This is a genomic window from Kitasatospora sp. RG8, assembly GCF_017813315.1.
Classification (GTDB): Bacteria; Actinomycetota; Actinomycetes; order Streptomycetales; family Streptomycetaceae; genus Kitasatospora.
Map to the genome: position 1 here is coordinate 197,015 of NZ_JAGIYX010000015.1, position 15,949 is coordinate 212,963.

General features: G+C 77.4%; 8 protein-coding genes and 1 pseudogene. 2 read left to right on the forward strand and 7 right to left on the reverse strand.

Translation table 11 applies throughout. The features are described 5' to 3' along the window. Positions 1–107 precede the first annotated feature (107 nt). Positions 108–2,915: a BTAD domain-containing putative transcriptional regulator gene (locus tag J5Y04_RS22820; RefSeq protein ID WP_209413945.1), complete on the reverse strand. Its 2,808-nt coding sequence runs from the start codon at positions 2,913–2,915 to the stop codon at positions 108–110. Between the two features lie 485 nt (positions 2,916–3,400). Here J5Y04_RS22820 and J5Y04_RS22825 point away from each other — a divergent pair, with 485 nt between their 5' ends. Continuing rightward, positions 3,401–6,298, forward strand: coding sequence for a BTAD domain-containing putative transcriptional regulator (locus tag J5Y04_RS22825; RefSeq protein ID WP_209413946.1), 2,898 nt, complete (start codon positions 3,401–3,403; stop codon positions 6,296–6,298). Positions 6,299–6,322: 24 nt separating this feature from the next. Here J5Y04_RS22825 and J5Y04_RS22830 read toward each other — a convergent pair whose 3' ends face one another. The 3 genes from J5Y04_RS22830 to J5Y04_RS22840 all read right to left on the reverse strand — a co-directional run bounded on the left by J5Y04_RS22830 (position 6,323) and on the right by J5Y04_RS22840 (position 8,266). Next, positions 6,323–6,964 (reverse strand): sigma-70 family RNA polymerase sigma factor, encoded by a 642-nt coding sequence (locus J5Y04_RS22830; protein WP_307853247.1) that lies wholly within the window; start codon positions 6,962–6,964, stop codon positions 6,323–6,325. 314 nt (positions 6,965–7,278) lie between these two features. Then, positions 7,279–7,629 (reverse strand): hypothetical protein, encoded by a 351-nt coding sequence (locus tag J5Y04_RS22835; protein ID WP_209413947.1) that lies wholly within the window; start codon positions 7,627–7,629, stop codon positions 7,279–7,281. 232 nt (positions 7,630–7,861) lie between these two features. Next, positions 7,862–8,266, reverse strand: coding sequence for a hypothetical protein (locus J5Y04_RS22840; protein ID WP_209413948.1), 405 nt, complete (start codon positions 8,264–8,266; stop codon positions 7,862–7,864). An 821-nt stretch (positions 8,267–9,087) separates the two neighbouring features. On the opposite strand from J5Y04_RS22840, the gene J5Y04_RS22845 reads away from it, so the two are divergent. Next, complete coding sequence (locus tag J5Y04_RS22845) at positions 9,088–10,173, forward strand: MinD/ParA family protein (protein WP_307853248.1); 1,086 nt, start codon at positions 9,088–9,090, stop codon at positions 10,171–10,173. Between the two features lie 84 nt (positions 10,174–10,257). On the opposite strand, the gene J5Y04_RS22850 is transcribed toward J5Y04_RS22845, so the two are convergent. The 3 genes and pseudogenes from J5Y04_RS22850 to J5Y04_RS22860 form a co-directional block, all read right to left on the reverse strand. Beyond that, entirely contained in the window at positions 10,258–11,730 is a 1,473-nt protein-coding gene (locus J5Y04_RS22850; RefSeq protein ID WP_209413949.1) for a S8 family serine peptidase, read from the reverse strand. Then, positions 11,727–15,113 (reverse strand): right-handed parallel beta-helix repeat-containing protein, encoded by a 3,387-nt coding sequence (locus J5Y04_RS22855; protein WP_209413950.1) that lies wholly within the window; start codon positions 15,111–15,113, stop codon positions 11,727–11,729. The genes J5Y04_RS22850 and J5Y04_RS22855 overlap by 4 nt, the downstream gene beginning before the upstream one ends. A 167-nt stretch (positions 15,114–15,280) precedes the next feature. After that, positions 15,281–15,949: pseudogene (locus J5Y04_RS22860) on the reverse strand (hypothetical protein); the annotation flags it as partial.

A 15,949-nucleotide genomic window follows, 5' to 3' on the forward strand; every position in this document is an offset into this window, starting at 1 on the left:
GGGCGCGGCGAGGAGCGGCCCGGAGCGGCGGTCCGTCGTACGCGGCCCGGTCAGTGCTGCGCGGCGGGGTCCGTGGTCGCCGGTGAGGTCCGTCGTGCGCGGCCCGGTCAGTGGTCACCGGCGAGGAGTGCCTCGGCCTGGCGCCGGACCGCCGCCGCCTCGGCAGTGCGGCCGACCGTCTGGAGGAGGTCGGCGAGCAGGGCGTGGGAGCGGTGCTCCAGCGCGGCGTCGCCGACCGTGCGCCCGAGTGCGACGGCCAGCTGGGCCGAGGCCAGGGCGAGGCCAGGGCGGCCGAGCGCGTCCAGGGCGCGGGCCCTGCTCTGGGTGGCCAGCACCACGTCCGCGCCGCCGGGGCGGGCGGTCGCGGCCTGGAGTGCCTCGTCGGCGTGGGCCAGCGCCGGGCCGGGTGCGCCCGCCAGCACCAGGGCGTCGGCGAGCCCGGTGAGCGCCCCGGCCAGCAGGTGGCAGCTGCCCGGCGTCCGGGCGTCGGCCACCAGGGCGGTCAGCAGCGGTACGGCCTGCTCGTACCGGCCGGCCCGGACGAGGGCGTCGGCGACCCGGACCCGGCAGCGGTGGCGCAGCCCCGGGTCGCCGGCCCGGTCGGCCGCGGTGACCGCCCGCTCCAGCTGCTCGGCGGCGCCGCGGAACACCCGCCGGTCGACCAGCAGGACGGCGAGGTCGGTGGAGAGCCGGGCCACGGCGGCCGGATCGGCGCAGGCGCGGGCGGCGCGCAGGCCGGCCTCGACGGTGGTCCGCCAATGGGTGCGGTCGAAGTCGGTGCGCTCGTAGAGGCGGCCGGCCCGGTGGGCGAGCCGCCAGGCCTCGGCGGTGCGTCCGTGCTCCTCGGCGCAGAGCACCACCGCCCGCACGGCGCCCTCCTCCCGGTGGAACCAGTCCTCGGCGTTCCGTGCGCCGGCTGGGCCGGACGCGGCGGCCGGGGTGCTGCCGGGGGCGTCGGACGCGGTCGCCGTCAGGTAGTGGCCGATCAGCCGGTCCAGGGCGGCGAGCCGCTCGTCGCAGCCGAGGTCGGCGGCCAGCCGGGCACCGTAGCGGCGGACCAGCCCACGCCGGGCGTAGCGGCCCGGGGTGGTCTCCTCCAGCAGGTGGACCGCGTCGAGCCGGGCCAGCAGCGTCCGGGCGGCGGCCGGCGGCAGGTCGGCGAGCGCGGCGGCGGTGCCGGTCCCGACCACCCGGCCGGGGTGCAGGCCGAGCAGCGTGAACAGCCGGGCCGCGGCGGGCGGCAGCGTACGGTACGTCAGGTCGAGGGCGGCCGTGATGCCGAGCGGGCCGCCGGTGCCGGCGAGCGCCGCGTGCCCCGACTCGTCGTCGGAGAGCTCCGCCGCGAGGTCGCCGAGCGTCCAGCCGGGGCGGGCGGAGAGCCGGGCGGCCGCGAGGCGCAGGGCCAGCGGCAGGCGGTCGCAGCGCTCGGCGAGGTCGACGGCGGCCTGGGGCTCGGCGGCCACCCGGGCCTCGCCCAGGGTACGGGCGAGCAGGTCGCCCGCCTCGGCGGGGGTCAGCACGTCCAGCGCGAGCGGGGTGCCGCCCTCCCGGGCCAGCAGACGGCGCAGCCGGCTGCGGCTGGTGACGACGGTGACGGGCCCGGGACGGTCGGCCGGGGAGCCGGACCCGGACGGGGAGCCGGACCCGGCCGACGGGTCGGACTCGGCCGGCGGGTCGGGCAGGAGCGGGGCGAGTTGCTCGTACGAGCGGGCGTCGTCCAGGACGAGCAGCAGCCGACGGCCCGCCAGCAGCTCCCGGTACCGGCGGGCCCGGTCGTCGAGCGCGTCGGGCAGCTCGCCCTCGGGGACGCCGAGGGCGGTCAGCAGGGCGCCGAGCACCTCGGCGGGGTCGCGGGGCCCGTCCTCGGCGAAGCCGCGCAGGTCGACGTGGAGCCGGCCGTCCGGGAAGCGCTCCGCGGACCGCTGCGCCCAGTACTGGACCAGGCCGGTCTTGCCGACCCCGGCCGGCCCGGTGATCAGGATCGGCCGGCCCGCGGGGCGGGCGGAGACCGCCGCGTCCAGCCGGTCGAGCTCGGCCGTCCGGCCGACGAAGCGCCGGTCGGCGGGCGGCGGCCAGGCCGGTGGCGGCCCCGCGGGCGCCGGGGGTCCGGGCCGGCCCGCCGGGCTCACGGGCCCCGCGCCGGCCGCCGGCCGACGGCCGAGCCGCTCGCCGGCCAGGCGCAGTTCGGGGCCGGGGGCGCCGGGAAGCGCGGACACCGCCTGGTCGTACCGGGCCGACGCCTCGTCGTACCGGCCCGCCTGGTCGAGGCAGACGATCAGCCGGGCGGCCAGGGTCTGCCGGGAGGGGTGGGCCGCCGCGGCCTCGGTGAGTTCCGCGACGAGCTCGCCGCCCCGGCCCGCCCGGCAGAGGCCGTCCGCCAGCCGGTCGAGGGCGCGCAGCCGCAGGTCGGCCAGGTGCGGGGCGGTCCGCTCCCGGAGCAGGGCGGAGCCGCAGTCGGTGAGCGCGGCGCCGCGCCAGAGGGCGAGGGCGGTGCGCAGGAGCGGGAGCGCCGGGTCGTCCGGGTGCGCGCCGGGGCCGGCGGGGTCGGTGTGACCGCTGTGGCCGGTGTGGCCGGGCAGTTGCAGGCCGGCCCGGTCGCAGAGCTGCTGGAAGCGCAGGGCGTCGACCCGTTCGGGGTCGCCGGTGAGGACGTAGCCGGTGCCGCGGGTGCCGAGGGTGAGGGTGTCGTCGTCGAGGACCCGGCGCAGCGCGGCGACGTGTCCCTGGAGGGCGGCGCGGGCGGTGGGCGGCGCGGTGCCGTCCCAGACCAGTTCGATCAGTTCGTCGGTGGCCACGAGCTGGTCGAAGCGGACGGCGAGCGCGCTGAGCAGCGCGCGGCGCTTGGGGGCCGAGGGCGTGACCGCCGTCCCGTCCTCGCGCCGGACGGCGACCGGTCCGAGCAGGTCGATCCGCATGCGGCTGCTTCCCCCCTCCCGCGCCGGGCGGGCGATCCGCCGGGCGGCATCTCTCCGAGCCGCCGGGAGCGGCTCGGTTCGCCTGTTGGTTTCGTCTGACGGCCCGTCTGCCGGTCCGATCGGGACGGGCGCCGCGGCCGGTCCCGTCGGCCGGACGGCCACGAGGTGCCGTCCGAGGTCGTCCGGTGTGTCCGGTGCATCCAGTGCATCCGGTGCATCCGGTGCGTCCGGCCCGTCCGAAGGATAGGCCCGAGCCGGCCACCGGCACGCGCCGGGTCCACCACTCCCCGGGCCGCGCCCCTCGCCGTTCCCCTCGTCCGCTCCCTCCAGCCGCTCCTTCCGGCCACTGCCCCGGGACCGCTCCCCCGGGGCCCGCCGTCGCGGTCCGTCCCGGTCCGGCCCTCCGACGACACCTGGTGGCACTACACTGCACCACCCGGGAGAAGCCCGGGCCTGGTCTGGACGGTCGGAAAGTGGGGGTACGGGTGCGGATTCGGCTCCTCGGTCCGGTGGAACTGCGGACCGGAGCGGCCGACTTCACGGCACTGCCGGGGGCGCAGCGCCGGGCCGTCCTGGCACTGCTGGCCCTGCGGCTGGGGCGGGTGGTCACGGTCGACGCCTTCTGTGAACTGCTCTGGGGCGAGTGGCCGCCGGCCAGTGCCAGGGCAGCGCTCCAGGGGCACGTCGCCGCCCTGCGCAAGGCGCTCGCCGCGACCCCGTTCGTGCTGCACACCCGGGCGCCCGGCTACCTGCTCACCGGGCCGTCCGACGAGGTGGACGCGCTGCGGTTCGAGGCGCTGGCCGGCCGGGCCGCCGGGCACGCCGGCCGCCACGACGGCTGCGCGGGCGCGGCCGGCTGCGCGGACCCCGACGGCTGCGCCGGCTGCGCGGCGGACGGCGCGGCTGTCGCCGTGCTGGAGGAGGCGTTGCGGCTGTGGCGCGGTGGCGCGCTGGCCGACCTGCCCGACACCGCGCCGCGCCGCGCCCTGGTGGAGCAGCTGGACCAGGTCCGCACCCGGGTGCTGATCGCCTGGGCCGGGCTGCGCCTGCGGCAGGGAAGCGGTGCGGCGGCCGTGCCGCTGCTGGAGCAGAGCGTCCGGGCCGACGGGCTGCGCGAGGAGGTGGTCGCGCTGCTGGTCCGCTGCCTGCACCAGGGCGGGCGGCAGGCGGACGCGCTCGCCGCGTACCACCGGGCCCGCACGCGGCTCGACGGCGAACTCGGCATCCGGCCCGGACCGGCCCTCCAGGCGGCGTTCGCCGAGGTGCTGGCCGGGGGCGGGGGTGCACCGCCGACGCCCCGCCGGTCCCGTCCGGCCGGGCCGGCTCCGACCACGCCGGGCCCCGGCCGGCCGGCGCCGCAGGCCCACCCGGTGCCGGACCAACTTCCGCGCCGCCCGGTGGACTTCGTCGGCCGGGAGACCGAACTCCAGTGGCTCGACCGGCTGACCGGTCCGGACCGGGCCGACGACGGACCGGCCCTGGTGGTCGGACCGGCCGGGGTAGGGAAGAGCGCCACCGTCCTGACCTGGGCGCACCGGGCGGCCGGGCGGTTCCCGGACGGCCGGCTCTTCGCCGACCTGCGCGGCTTCGACCCGGACGGCCCGGCGGACCCGGCCGAGGTATTGGGCCGGTTCCTGCTCGCACTGGGGGTGCCCGCCTCCGAGATCCCGCCCGACGGGGCCGGCCGGGCCGCCCGCTACCGCGACCGGACCCACGGGCGCCGGCTGCTGGTGGTCCTGGACAACGCCCTCGACGCCGAGCAGGTCGGCGACCTGCTGCCCGGCGGGGCGGGCTGCGCCGTCGTGGTCACCAGCCGGGGCTCACTGGAGGGGCTGCTGGTCGCCGAGGGGGCCGCCCTGCTGCGCCTGGCCCCGCTGGGCGAGGCCGACGCCCTGCGGTTGCTGGAGCGCGGCCTGACGCCCGCGCGGGTGCGGGCCGAGCCGGCGGCCGCCGCGCTCCTGGCCGGGCTCTGCGACCGGCTGCCGCTCGCACTGCGGATCGCGGTTGCCCGGCTGGCCGCCCGGCCGGAGTGGACGATCGCCGAGCTGGCCGACGAACTCGCCGACGAACGCACCCGCCTGGGCGCGCTGGAGGCCGACGGGGTGGCCGGCGTCTGCGAAGCACTGGAACTGACGTACCGTCACCTCTCGCTCGACGCCACGCTGTTGTTCACCCTCCTGGCGGCCCATCCGGGCCGGGAGGTGGACACCACGGCGAGCGCGGCACTGCTCGGCGCGGATCCGGCGCACGCCCGCGACACGCTGGGCGAACTCGTCGCGCACCACGTGCTGGCCGAGACCGCCCCCGGGCGGTACGGCCGGCCCGGCCTGGTCCGCCTGTTCGGCGTCCAACTGCTCACCGAGACCCCCGAGGGGTTCCGGCGCATCGGCACCGAGCGGCTGCTGGACTACTACCTGGAGGCCGCCCACCACTGCGGCGAGCAGCTGGAACCGGGCCAGGACCGCTACGGCGAGCCCGTCCACCCGCCGACCGCGCTGCCGACGGCGGCCGGCACCCGCGGCGCGCTCGACTGGTTCGCGGCCGAGGAGCCGGCGATCCGCGCCCTGGTCACCGCCACCGCCTCCACCGACCCCGGGCGGTCCTGGCGGCTGGCCGCGGCCGCCTGCCCGCTCTACTACGGATCCAGCCGCTTCACCGACTGGCTGGACTGCCTGCGCGCGGGCGAGCAGGCCGCCCGGGCGTGCGGGGACCGGGTCGGCCTCGCCCTGCTGCACGGCGCCGTGGCCAACGCCCTGCTCGGACTGGAGCGCCGCCAGGAGGCGGTCGAGGTCGCCCGCAGGGCGGTGGAGGACACCACGCCCGCCGACGGCGCCGCACACCTGCGGGCGCTCGCCACCCTGGCGCTGGCCTCCGCGCTGACGGGCGACCCCGGTGAGGCCACCCGGCTGGCCGCCACGGCGGCCGCGCTCGCCGGCGAGGGCGGCGACCCGCGGCACCTCTCCTACGCCCTCGGCTACCAGGCCGGGGTGAGCCTGCTGGCCGGCGACGGTGCGGGGGCACTGCGCCAGGCCCGCGAGGCCAGGGCCCTGCTGCCCGGCCGTCCGGCCTCCAGCATCCAGCTCTGGTCGATGCTGACGGAGGCGCAGGCGTTGCAGGCGCTCGGCCGGTACGAGGCCGGCGAGCTGGCCTGGCACCGGGTGCTGGCCACCTGCGAGGAGGCGGGGCTGCTGCACCTCCAGGCGCTCGCCGAGCAGTACTACGCCGCCTTCCTGGTGGACCGGGGCCGCGAGCCCGAGGCGGTCGGGCGGATGCGCTCGGCTCTCGGCCGCCTCCGCTCGTGCGGCCATCTGGCCGGCGCGACCAGCGAACGGGCCGCCGCCATCGAGGAGGCGTTGAACGCGCGGGCCGGACGGACGCCCTGAGGAGCGGTCAGGTGACGCCGTCCGTCACGCACCCACCCCGGGTCGTACCGTCGCCGCCGGCGCGGTGCGGGTCTCCGTCGGGCCGTAGCCGTGTTCGGCCGCCAGGACCGGGCGCAGTGCGCGGATCGCGTAGAAGTTGCGGGACTTGACCGTGCCGGGCGGCACCCCGAGCCGGGTCGCGGCGTCCGCCACCGACCGGTCGTTCAGGTGCAGCTCGACCAGTACGGCGCGGTGGTGGTCCTGGAGGCGTCGCAGCGCCGCGTCGACGTCCCGGGCGACGACCACCTGGTCGTACGGGTCGTCGGCGACCGGGCGGTCCGTCGACTCCTCGCCGAGCACCTCGCGGACGCGGGCGGCGGCCATCCGGTAGTGGTCGATGGCGATCCGGCGGGCGACCGTGAACAGCCAGGGCCGGCTCTGCTCCGGCCCGGCCGCCAGCGCCTCGGGGTGCTGCCAGGCGCGCAGCAGCGTCTCCTGGAGGATGTCCTCGGCCTTGCCGCGGTCGCCGCCGGTCGCCCGCAGCAGCGCGCGCATCAGGTAGCCGCCGTGCAGCCGGTGGATCTCGGCGACGGTGTCCGGGTCGAGGGTCGGCCGGGCCCTGCGCGCCGCGGCGGCGGCCGCGGCCTTGGCGGCCTTGACGTCGGCGGTGGCGGTGCTGGCGGTCACGGCGGTGGCGGTCACGGCGGTGGGCGGCTCGCCGGTCCCGGGGGCGGCCGCCTCGGGGGCGACGGACCGCGACCGGGGACCGGGCTGCGACGGAATGGTCGGACGTGCCGGGTCGGCCAGGCGGGACGGGTTGGCCGGGTGTGACGAGGTGGCCGGATATGACGGGGTGATGGGCGGCATGGGGAAGCGCTACCTCTCGGGTCGGGCAAGGGCAGGGCAGGGACCGACCGGATTCCCCCCGGCGGCCGGACAACAGGCTGCCGGGGGCCGCCAAGAGTGCACCAACATTCCGCCAACGCGTGAGCCGCTCCCGCTCACCCCCCGTTGAGCGCGCCGACCAACTCCTCGACCCCGTCCTCGCCGCGGTGCTCGATCAGCACCGCCACCCACCCGGCCAGCCGTTCCCGCTCGGCCTCCGACCAGGCCGGCGCGGACGGGTGCTCGTCGACGACCAGCGCCGTCGCGAGCCGCAGCAACGCGGGCGCGGGCGCCGGGCCCGGCCGCCCCTGCGGCCGGGCGCCCAGGGCGAGCCGCCGGGCGGCGGCGATCACCTCGTCCGCCGGCGCCGCGGGGACCGCCAGCGCGGGCGGACCGGGCAGGACCTCGGCCCCCTCGCGCACCAGCGCCGCAATGAACTCCCCTGGTCTCCGTCCGTCCGGCTCCATCGTTCTCCCTCCCCCGCCCCGAACCGGGACGCACGCCGACACTCCTCGGTGGCGCCGGCCGCAGGCCGGGCACCCCCCGAGGAGACGGTATCGAGTGGCCGCCGGATCCAGCAGCGGATTTCCGGCGGCCGTCCGCACGGCCGCCGGCCTCGGCCGCGGCCGGCGGTCCCGCAGCGGCCGGACGGACGATGGCTTCCCCCCGCCGCCCGTCCGACCGCTGCCCAGGCCCGCCCTAGAACGTCGTCCAGTCGTCGTTGTCGGGCGTGTTGAGGGTCTTGATGCGCTCGCCGTCGGGGAGGTCGAAGGTGTCGGTGCCGATCTTGAACTTGCTCCCATCGGCCTTGCGGCCGTAGATCACGACCGTCTCACTACCCCGGCCGCTCAACGACACGCCGATGCAGCGCCCGGACCCGGCGACCGCCGTGGACATGTTGCCCCGCTTCGGGAACACCGCGTAGGAGGCGTAGTTGCCGTACGAGCACAGCACGAAGTTCTTCCCGGCGGGGATGTTCGGCTGCTTCGGCTCCGTCGGATCCAGGTCCCCGGCGTGCGCGGAGGTGGCGCCGGTGAGACCGATCAGACCGGTGGCCATGAGCAGGCCGACCGTACGGACGGCGTGGGTCGTGGTGGTACGCATCTGGTGCTCCAAGCGCTACGGGAGCGCAGCGTGCGCCCGATCCGCTCAACGGGCCCGCCTCCAGGAGCGGTTCACCCGGCCGGGGCGGGACCTCCCGGTGTTCGTCCCTGACCGGGTGAACGGCGCCCGCGGCCCGGGCCGTAGTTCCGGTCGGACGGCCCGCGCGGCGGCGGTGGTACGGGGAGCGCCGCGTACCGGGACACGGAGGGGCCGACGTGGCGACAGGAGACGAACGCGTGGCGGCCGACGAGAGCAGCACGGCGGTGCTGGTGCAGCGACTGGCCGAGGGCCCCGGCTGGGACCTCGCCCCCGACTACACCCCCACCCCCTGGCCGGCGCCCTCCCCCGGGGCGGCCGGGTCGAGGCAGTGGGCCGAACCCCCGGGCCACGACGACGGCGGTGCGGGGAACGACCCGGCGGGCCCGGGTGACGCGGGTGGCGCGGGCCGCGGGGGCGGTGACGGCCGGGGCGGCGAAGGCGGCCATGGCGGCAAGGGTGGCCAGGACCCCGGAGGGCCCGTACGGCCGCCGCAGTGGTGGCAGCCGCTGGACGCCCTGGGAACCGTGCTGGTGCCCCCGGAGGCTCGGCCGGGTGCGGCAGGGCCCGCCCCGGCCCTCCCCGCGGCCTGCGCCCCGGCGGGACGGTTCTCCGGCCCTCCGACCCAGGTCCCGGCCCCGAGCCCGAGCCCGACTCAGGAACCGGCCCCAACCCCGGCCCAGGCCCCGCCCCAGGTGAACACCCCGGTCCCGGCCCCGAGCCCGAGCCCGAGCCCGACCCCGACTCAGGAACCGGCCCCAACCCCGGCCCAGGTCCCGCCCCAGGTGAACACCCCGGTCCCGGCCCCGGTGGTCCCGGCCACCTACGCCGCCCCGGCCCCCGCCCCGTACGTCATGCCCGCTCCCGCCGCTGCCCTTGCACCCCCCACCCCCGTGCCCCCCACCCCCGTGCCCCCCAGCCCCGTGCCGCCCGTCGGCGCACCCGCCGCCGCACCCCCGCCGGCCTCCCCGCTCGACCACGCGCCCGCCCCGGCCGGGTCCGAGGGGGGCCGGCCGGCGGCCGAGGCACCGTCGCGCGGCCGGCGCGGCCTGGGGCTGACCTTCGGCCAGGGTGAGCGGGAACGCCAGCGGATGGTGGCCGCCATCCGTACCCCGCTGCGCAGTTCGTTCCGGATCGCGGTGATCGGCCTCAAGGGAGGCGTGGGCAGGACGTCGGCCACCCTCGCCCTCGGCTCCGTCCTCGCCGAGACCCGCACCGACAAGGTCATCGCCGTCGACGCCGACCCGGACGCGGGCACCCTCGGCCGCCGGGTCCGCCGGGAGACCGCCGCGACCGTGCGCGACGTGCTGGCGGCAGCACCCTCGATCACCGGCTACATGGACATCCGGCGCTTCACCTCGCAGGCCCCGAGCGGACTGGAGGTCCTCGCCGGCGACCCCGGCCGGGCGGCCTCCGGGGGGTTCGACGGGGAGGACTACCGACGGCTGATCGGCGTGCTCAGCAACCAGTTCCCGGTCGTCCTCAGCGACACCGGGACGGGCCTCCTGCACGGCTCCATGCGCGGTGTGCTGGACCTCGCCGACCAGCTGGTGATCGCCGCCACCGCCAGCGTGGACGGCGCGAACAGCGCGAGCAGCACCCTGGAGTGGCTGTACGCCCACGGCTACGGCGCGCTGGCGCGGCGCGGCGTGCTGCTGGTCTCCACCGTCCAGGGCGGCGGCCGGCTGATCCGGGCGGAGGACCTGACGGCCCACTTCGAGAGCCGCTGCCGGGGTGTGGTGGTGGTGCCGTTCGACGAACACCTCGCCGTGGGAGGGGAGTTCGACCTGGCGAAGCTGCGCCCGAAGACCCGTCGGGCGTTCTTCCAGCTCACCGCCGCGGTCGCGGCGGGGATGACCCCGGAGGCGTAGGGAGCAGGCCGCCCGGCCGGGCCGGAGTCGTCACGCCGACGGCTCCGGCCCGGCCCTGCGCCTTGCCGGCGCCCCGGCCCGGCCCTACGCCTGCCAGCGCCCGGGCCGCCAGTCCCGGCGCCTGCCGGAGGAGAAGACGTACGCGGCGGCGCCCACCACCGCGACCCCGGCCAGCGTGGCGCCCGCCACCACGGCGGCCTGCCCGCCGGCCGGTGCGGGGGCGGGCGGCGGGACCGTCGCCACGGCCGCACGGGGCCCGGCAGCCGGTACGGCGGCGGCCCCGCCGGGGGCGCCCGCCTCGCCGGGGAGCACCGCGCTGACGGCGGCCGGCGGGTCCACCGTCCCGTAGCCGAGGCGGGCGTCCGGCAGGGCGGTGCCCGGGTGGTAGGCGGTGACCTTCAGCCGGTCGAGGAGTTGGGCGCGGGTCAGGTCCGGCCGGTAGCCGAGGACCAGGGCCGCGGTGCCGGCCACCATGGCGGTGGCGAAGCTCGGTCCCGACCCGGTGAAGTAGCCCTTCCCGCCCGGGCCGACGCTCATCAGCGCGTCCCCGGGGGCGACCAGGTCGACCCGTCCGGCCGGGCCCGCGACATCCGCCGTCCCGCCTCCGGAACCGGCCACGGAACCGCCGGACCCGGCGCCGCCGCCCCCGGAACCGCCGTCGGGCGGGCTCCCGTTGGGCCCCTGGTCGGAGACGGCCAGGACCTCGGGGTAGGCCGCCGGATAGGCCACGCCGCCGGACCCGGCGCCGCCGTTCGCGTCCGGTCCGGCCGGGGCGACCACCAGTGCACCCCGGTCACCCGCGTACCGCACCGCGTCCGCCAGGTCGTCGCCGCCGACGGGGACGGGCACCGCCACCGCGATCACCCGGGCACCGCCCTCGGCGGCGTGCCGGATTCCCTTGGCCAGCAGCCCGGTGGTGGTGTTCCCGACCTCGTCGGTGACGGCCACCGAGAGGATCCGCGCCTCGGGGGCGATCCCCGCGAAGCCGACGCCGTCCTGCCGCCGGGCGGCGATCAGCCCGGCGAGGAAGGTCCCGTGGCCGACGCAGTCCCGCCCCGCGTCGCCGGGACCGTACTCGCGCGGGCCGAGCGTCAGCCTGCCCGCCAGCACGCCGGACGCGGCGTCGACGCCGGACCCGACCACCGCGACGGTCACCCCGGCGCCGCGGCTGAGCTGCCAGGCCCCCTCGGGGCGGAGGAAGGTCTGCGCCCACGGGGTCCGTTCGGTGCCCTTGTCGGAGGGGGGCAGACAGGCCCCCTGCCGCAGGGTGTTGCTGATCTGCGTCACCGCGGGGAGCGAGCCCGGATCGGCGCCCCCGCCCGCCGCGGCACCCGCCGAACCGCCGGCCGACGGCACCACCGGCACCGCCGGGACCGCAGGCACCGCCGAGCCCTGCTTCCCGGGAACGGCGGACGGCACCACGGGAACGGACGCGCCCGGCGGCGCCGGCGAGGCGGCCACCGCACCGGTGGCAGGCGCCAGCAGGGCGCAGCAGCAGAGCACCGCCGCGGCAGCCCCCCGACGGGCCCCCGCGCCGGCGCCGGCCCGCGCCCTCACACCGCGCTCCCCTGCCGCAGCCCCGGGATGTCCTGGGGCAGCAGCAGACTGAGCTCGGACAGGTCGCCGATGTCGAGCCGGGCCAGCCGTCCGGCCTGCCGGGTCACCATCGCTTCCAGCGTCTGGCGGGCGAACCGGCCGTTGCCGAAGTTCCGGTCCCGGGGCACGGCCGCGCAGAGTTCGCCGAGCGCGGCCAGCGTCTCGGGAGGGCAGACGTAGCCGGACTCCTCCGCCTGGAGCCGGACGATGGTGACCAGTTCCTCGGCGGTGTAGTGGTCGAACGCGATCTGCTGGGAGAAGCGGGAGGCCAGGCCGGGGTTGGAGCTCAGGAAGCCCTGCATCTCCTCCTGGTAGCCGGCCACGATCACCACGACCTCGTCGCGGTGGTCCTCCATCAGCTTCATCAGGGTGTCCACCGCCTCCTGGCCGAAGTCGTTGCCGCCGCCGCCCCGCGGGGTGAGCGTGTACGCCTCGTCGATGAAGAGCACACCGCCCCGGGCGCGGTCGAAGGCCTCCTTGGTGAGCTGGGCGGTGTGGCCGATGTAGCGGCCGACCAGGTCGGCCCGGGCCGTCTCGATCAGCTGGCCGCCCGGCAGCACCCCCAGCTCGGCAAGGATGGCGCCGTAGAGGCGGGCGACCGTGGTCTTGCCGGTACCGGGCGGCCCCGCGAAGACCAGGTGGTGGCTGATCCGGGCGGTGGGCAGGCCGGCCTCCTCGCGGCGGCGGGCCTGCGTGATCAGGTTGACCAGGTCCTCGACCTGCTCCTTGGCGGCCGACAGGCCGACCATCGCGCGCAGTTGGTCGAGCAGTTCGGTGCGCCCGCTGTCGGCGCCCTGCCCGGCCTTCCGGACGGCGGCGGCGGCCTGTTCGCCGATGTCCTCGGGGATGAGCAGCGCCAGGTCGGCGTCGGCGACCTCGGCCAGGACGGCCAGCCGGGAGGCCTGGCGGTCCACCATCTCCTCGAACACCTTGCGGGCCGCGCGGCCGTTGCCGAAGTCCGCGCCCTTGGGCATCCGCTCGAAGTGCACGAGCAGGGCCTCCCGGGTGTCGTCGGCCAGTTCGTAGCCGTGCCCGGCGGCCGCGCGCTCGACGATGGTGACCAGCTCGTCGGAGGAGTAGTTGCGGAAGTCCACGGTGCGGCTGAACCGCGAGGCCAGGCCGGGGTTGGAGCCGAGGAAGTCGCGCATCTCGTCGGAGTACCCGGCGACGATCACCACGACGTCGTCGCGGTGGTCCTCCATCAGCTTGACCAGGGTGTCGATGGCCTCCCGGCCGAAGTCCGGGCCGGTGCCGCCGCCCGACCCGGCGGAGAGCGTGTACGCCTCGTCGAGGAACAGCACCCCGCCCAGGGCCGACTGGAAGACCTCGGTGGTCTTGATCGCGGTGCCGCCGATGATCGACGCGACCAGGTCGGCCCGGGCCACCTCGGTCAGGTGGCCGCTGCGCAGGACACCCAGTTCGGCCAGGATGGCGCCGTAGAGGCGGGCGACCGTGGTCTTGCCGGTACCGGGCGGCCCCGCGAAGATCAGGTGGCGGCCCATCGGCAGGGCCGGCATCCCGGCCAGTTCACGGCGCTTGGCCAGCTTGTTGAGGTTGACCAGGGTCGCCACCTGCTCCTTGACCCCCTCCAGGCCGACCAGCGCCTCCAGCGCCGCCTGCGGGCCGTCCGGGTCGGCCGGGGACGCCTCGGCGGGCCGGGGCGCCGCCGGCTCCGCGCCGCCGCCCGGCTGCACCGCCGGCTCCCCGGCGGGCGCGGGGGCCCGGCCGGTGTCGGCGGCAGCGGTGCCGTGCGCGTCGGCCCGCGCGTTCTCCCGGCTGGTCAGGTTCTCCACCGAGAGGCGGCTGCTGGGCCTGGTCTGGCGCAGTCCCGAGCCGCGGTTGCCGGTGACCGTGCAGTCGGTGAGCCGGATCGGCTCGTCCGACTCCGCCCGCACGCCGTCCACCGTGTTGTCGAGCAGTTCGCAGCCGTTCAGGGCGGCCCTGCTGCCGGCCGCCAGCAGGACGCCGTGCCGGCGGTTGCCGTGCACCCGCGACCTGGCCATGGTCAGCTCGCCGCCGTCCTCGACCGACACCCCGTCGGTGCCGGAGTCGGCGATGTCGCAGTCGCGCAGCGAGGCGATGCCCTCCGCGCCGACCTCGACACCGGCCGAACCGGCGCCGCGCACGGTCGTGTTGCCCACCTGGGTGTTGCCGCCGTCGGCGATCCGCAGTCCGGCCCGGCCGGCCGAGGCCAGCGTGCAGGACTCCAGCCGCCCGCGCCCCTCCCGCAGCACCTCGACACCGTGACCGCGCACCTCGGCGACGTCCAGGCGGCGCAGCAGCGGGTTGGCGCCGTCACGGATGCTCACCCCGGCGCCGACCGCGTCCCGGATCTCCAGCCGGTCGAACTCGGGCGCGCTCTCGCCGGTCAGCTCCACCCCGGTCGCGCCGCCGTCACGCACGGACGTCCGGTTCATGGACGGGCCGGAGGAGTCCTCGACCAGGATTCCGGCCGCCTCCGCGCCGGTCACCTCGCACTCCTCGAAGGTGCCCCGGGACCGGCCGGTCACGTGGATGCCGTGGCCCTTGGTGCGCGCCGTCCGGCAGCGCCGGACCAGCGGATCGGTTCCGCCGGCCAGCACCACGCCGTGGCTGCGGGTGGCGCTGACGGTGCAGTCCTCCAGCACCACGCGGGCGGCCGAGCTGAGGTAGACGCCGACCGAGGTGTCCCGGACGACGGTCCGCAGCACCCGGGTGGAGCTGTTCTCCTCCAGTGCGATGCCCGGCTTGTCGGTGGCGGAGATCTCGCAGTCCTCGATCGAGCCGCGGCCCTCGCCGTTGGCGCAGACGCCGTTGCCCCGGGCGTCGCGCATCACGCAGCCCCGGATCACCGGGTTGGCGCGTTCGCCGATCACCACGGCGGAGCTGCCGAGGTGCTCGATCACGCAGTCCTCGATGACGCTCGTCCCGGTGGACGTCTCCACGATGCCCGCCCCGGCCGGGTTGACGACCCGGCAGCCGCGCATCGCCAGCGAGCCCTGCTGGCGGGTGAGCACGGCCGTCCACGAGTTGCCCGCCACCTCGCAGTCCTCCAGCGCGGCCTGCCCGCGGGGGACGTCGACGGTGGGCAGCTCCTCGTCCCGGCCCTGGAGGACGAGCCCGGTCAGCTGGACGGCCTCCGCCACCACCTGCACCACCGCCCCGCGCCGGGGTGAGATCCGCACGCTCCCGCGGGCGTCCTCGGCGGTGATGGTCACCATCTTGGTGATCACCAGGTTCTCCTCGTAGCGGCCGGCGCGGACGCTGATCACCGCACCGCTGCGCGCCGCCTCCAGCGCCTCGCCGATCGTGCGGTAGCCGCCGTCGCGCCGCTCCGCACAGACCGTCAGCACATGGCGCGTCATGGTGCGTTCTCCTCTGTCGTTCGTGGCTGTCGTGCCGTCGTGCCGTCGTGCTGTGGTGCCGTCGTGCCCTCGTGCTGTGGTGCCGTCGTGCTGTGGTGCCGTCGTCAGGTGGTGCAGGTGCAGGTGTGCCGTCGTGCCCGGTCGGTGCCGGTTCGTGCCCGGTACGGTCACCCGGTGCAGTTCGCCTTGATGGCGGAGGCCGCGTGGTGGGCGTAGGCCTTGGCGCCCCAGTCCTCGCCCCGGGTGTGCAGCATCACGGCGATCCTGCCGTCGCTGAGCGGGAACGTGCCCACCGGGACCCACTGGCCGCGGTGGCCCACCTGGTTGACCTCGAAGGAGCCGACGGTCCCGGCGCCGGGGTCGGACTTGCTCTGCACCGTGTAGTACGTCGGGGCGCCGCCGACCGCCTTGATGTCACCGTTGTTGGGCACGTAGACGGAGAGGGCGCACTTGCCGCTGGTCACCGGGCCGGTGTTGAACGTGTACACCACCGAGTTGCCGTCGTCCGTGTTCGCCGAGCCCTGCATCGGCACCGAGGTGAACTTGCCGTTGCAGCCGTCCCCCGCGTAGCCGCCGGAGTTGGTCAGCCAGCCCTTCTGCCCGTCGTCGAACCAGCCGTACTGCTTGACGGTCGTCCCGGTGACGGCGCAGAAGGGGCCCGTCACGGCGGTGTAGGTCGGCGGGGCGGGCTTCGAGGCCACAGGGGGCGCGGGGGGCGCGGACTGCCCCGGGGGCTGGACCGGGGGCTGCCCCGCCGCCGGGGGCTGCTGCCCCTGGGCCGGCGGTTGCGGCTGGGTCTGCGGGGCGGGCGCGCCGGCTCCGGTCCCGGTCCCGCC

What these genes read in the sequence shown, in the direction of transcription:
- J5Y04_RS22820 (WP_209413945.1), bottom strand. Translation starts at nt 2,915, where the DNA reads ATGCGGATCGACCTGCTCGGACCGGTCGCCGTCCGGCGCGAGGACGGG.
- J5Y04_RS22835 (WP_209413947.1), bottom strand. Translation starts at nt 7,629, where the DNA reads ATGGAGCCGGACGGACGGAGACCAGGGGAGTTCATTGCGGCGCTGGTG.
- J5Y04_RS22840 (WP_209413948.1), bottom strand. Translation starts at nt 8,266, where the DNA reads ATGCGTACCACCACGACCCACGCCGTCCGTACGGTCGGCCTGCTCATG.
- J5Y04_RS22855 (WP_209413950.1), bottom strand. Translation starts at nt 15,113, where the DNA reads ATGACGCGCCATGTGCTGACGGTCTGTGCGGAGCGGCGCGACGGCGGC.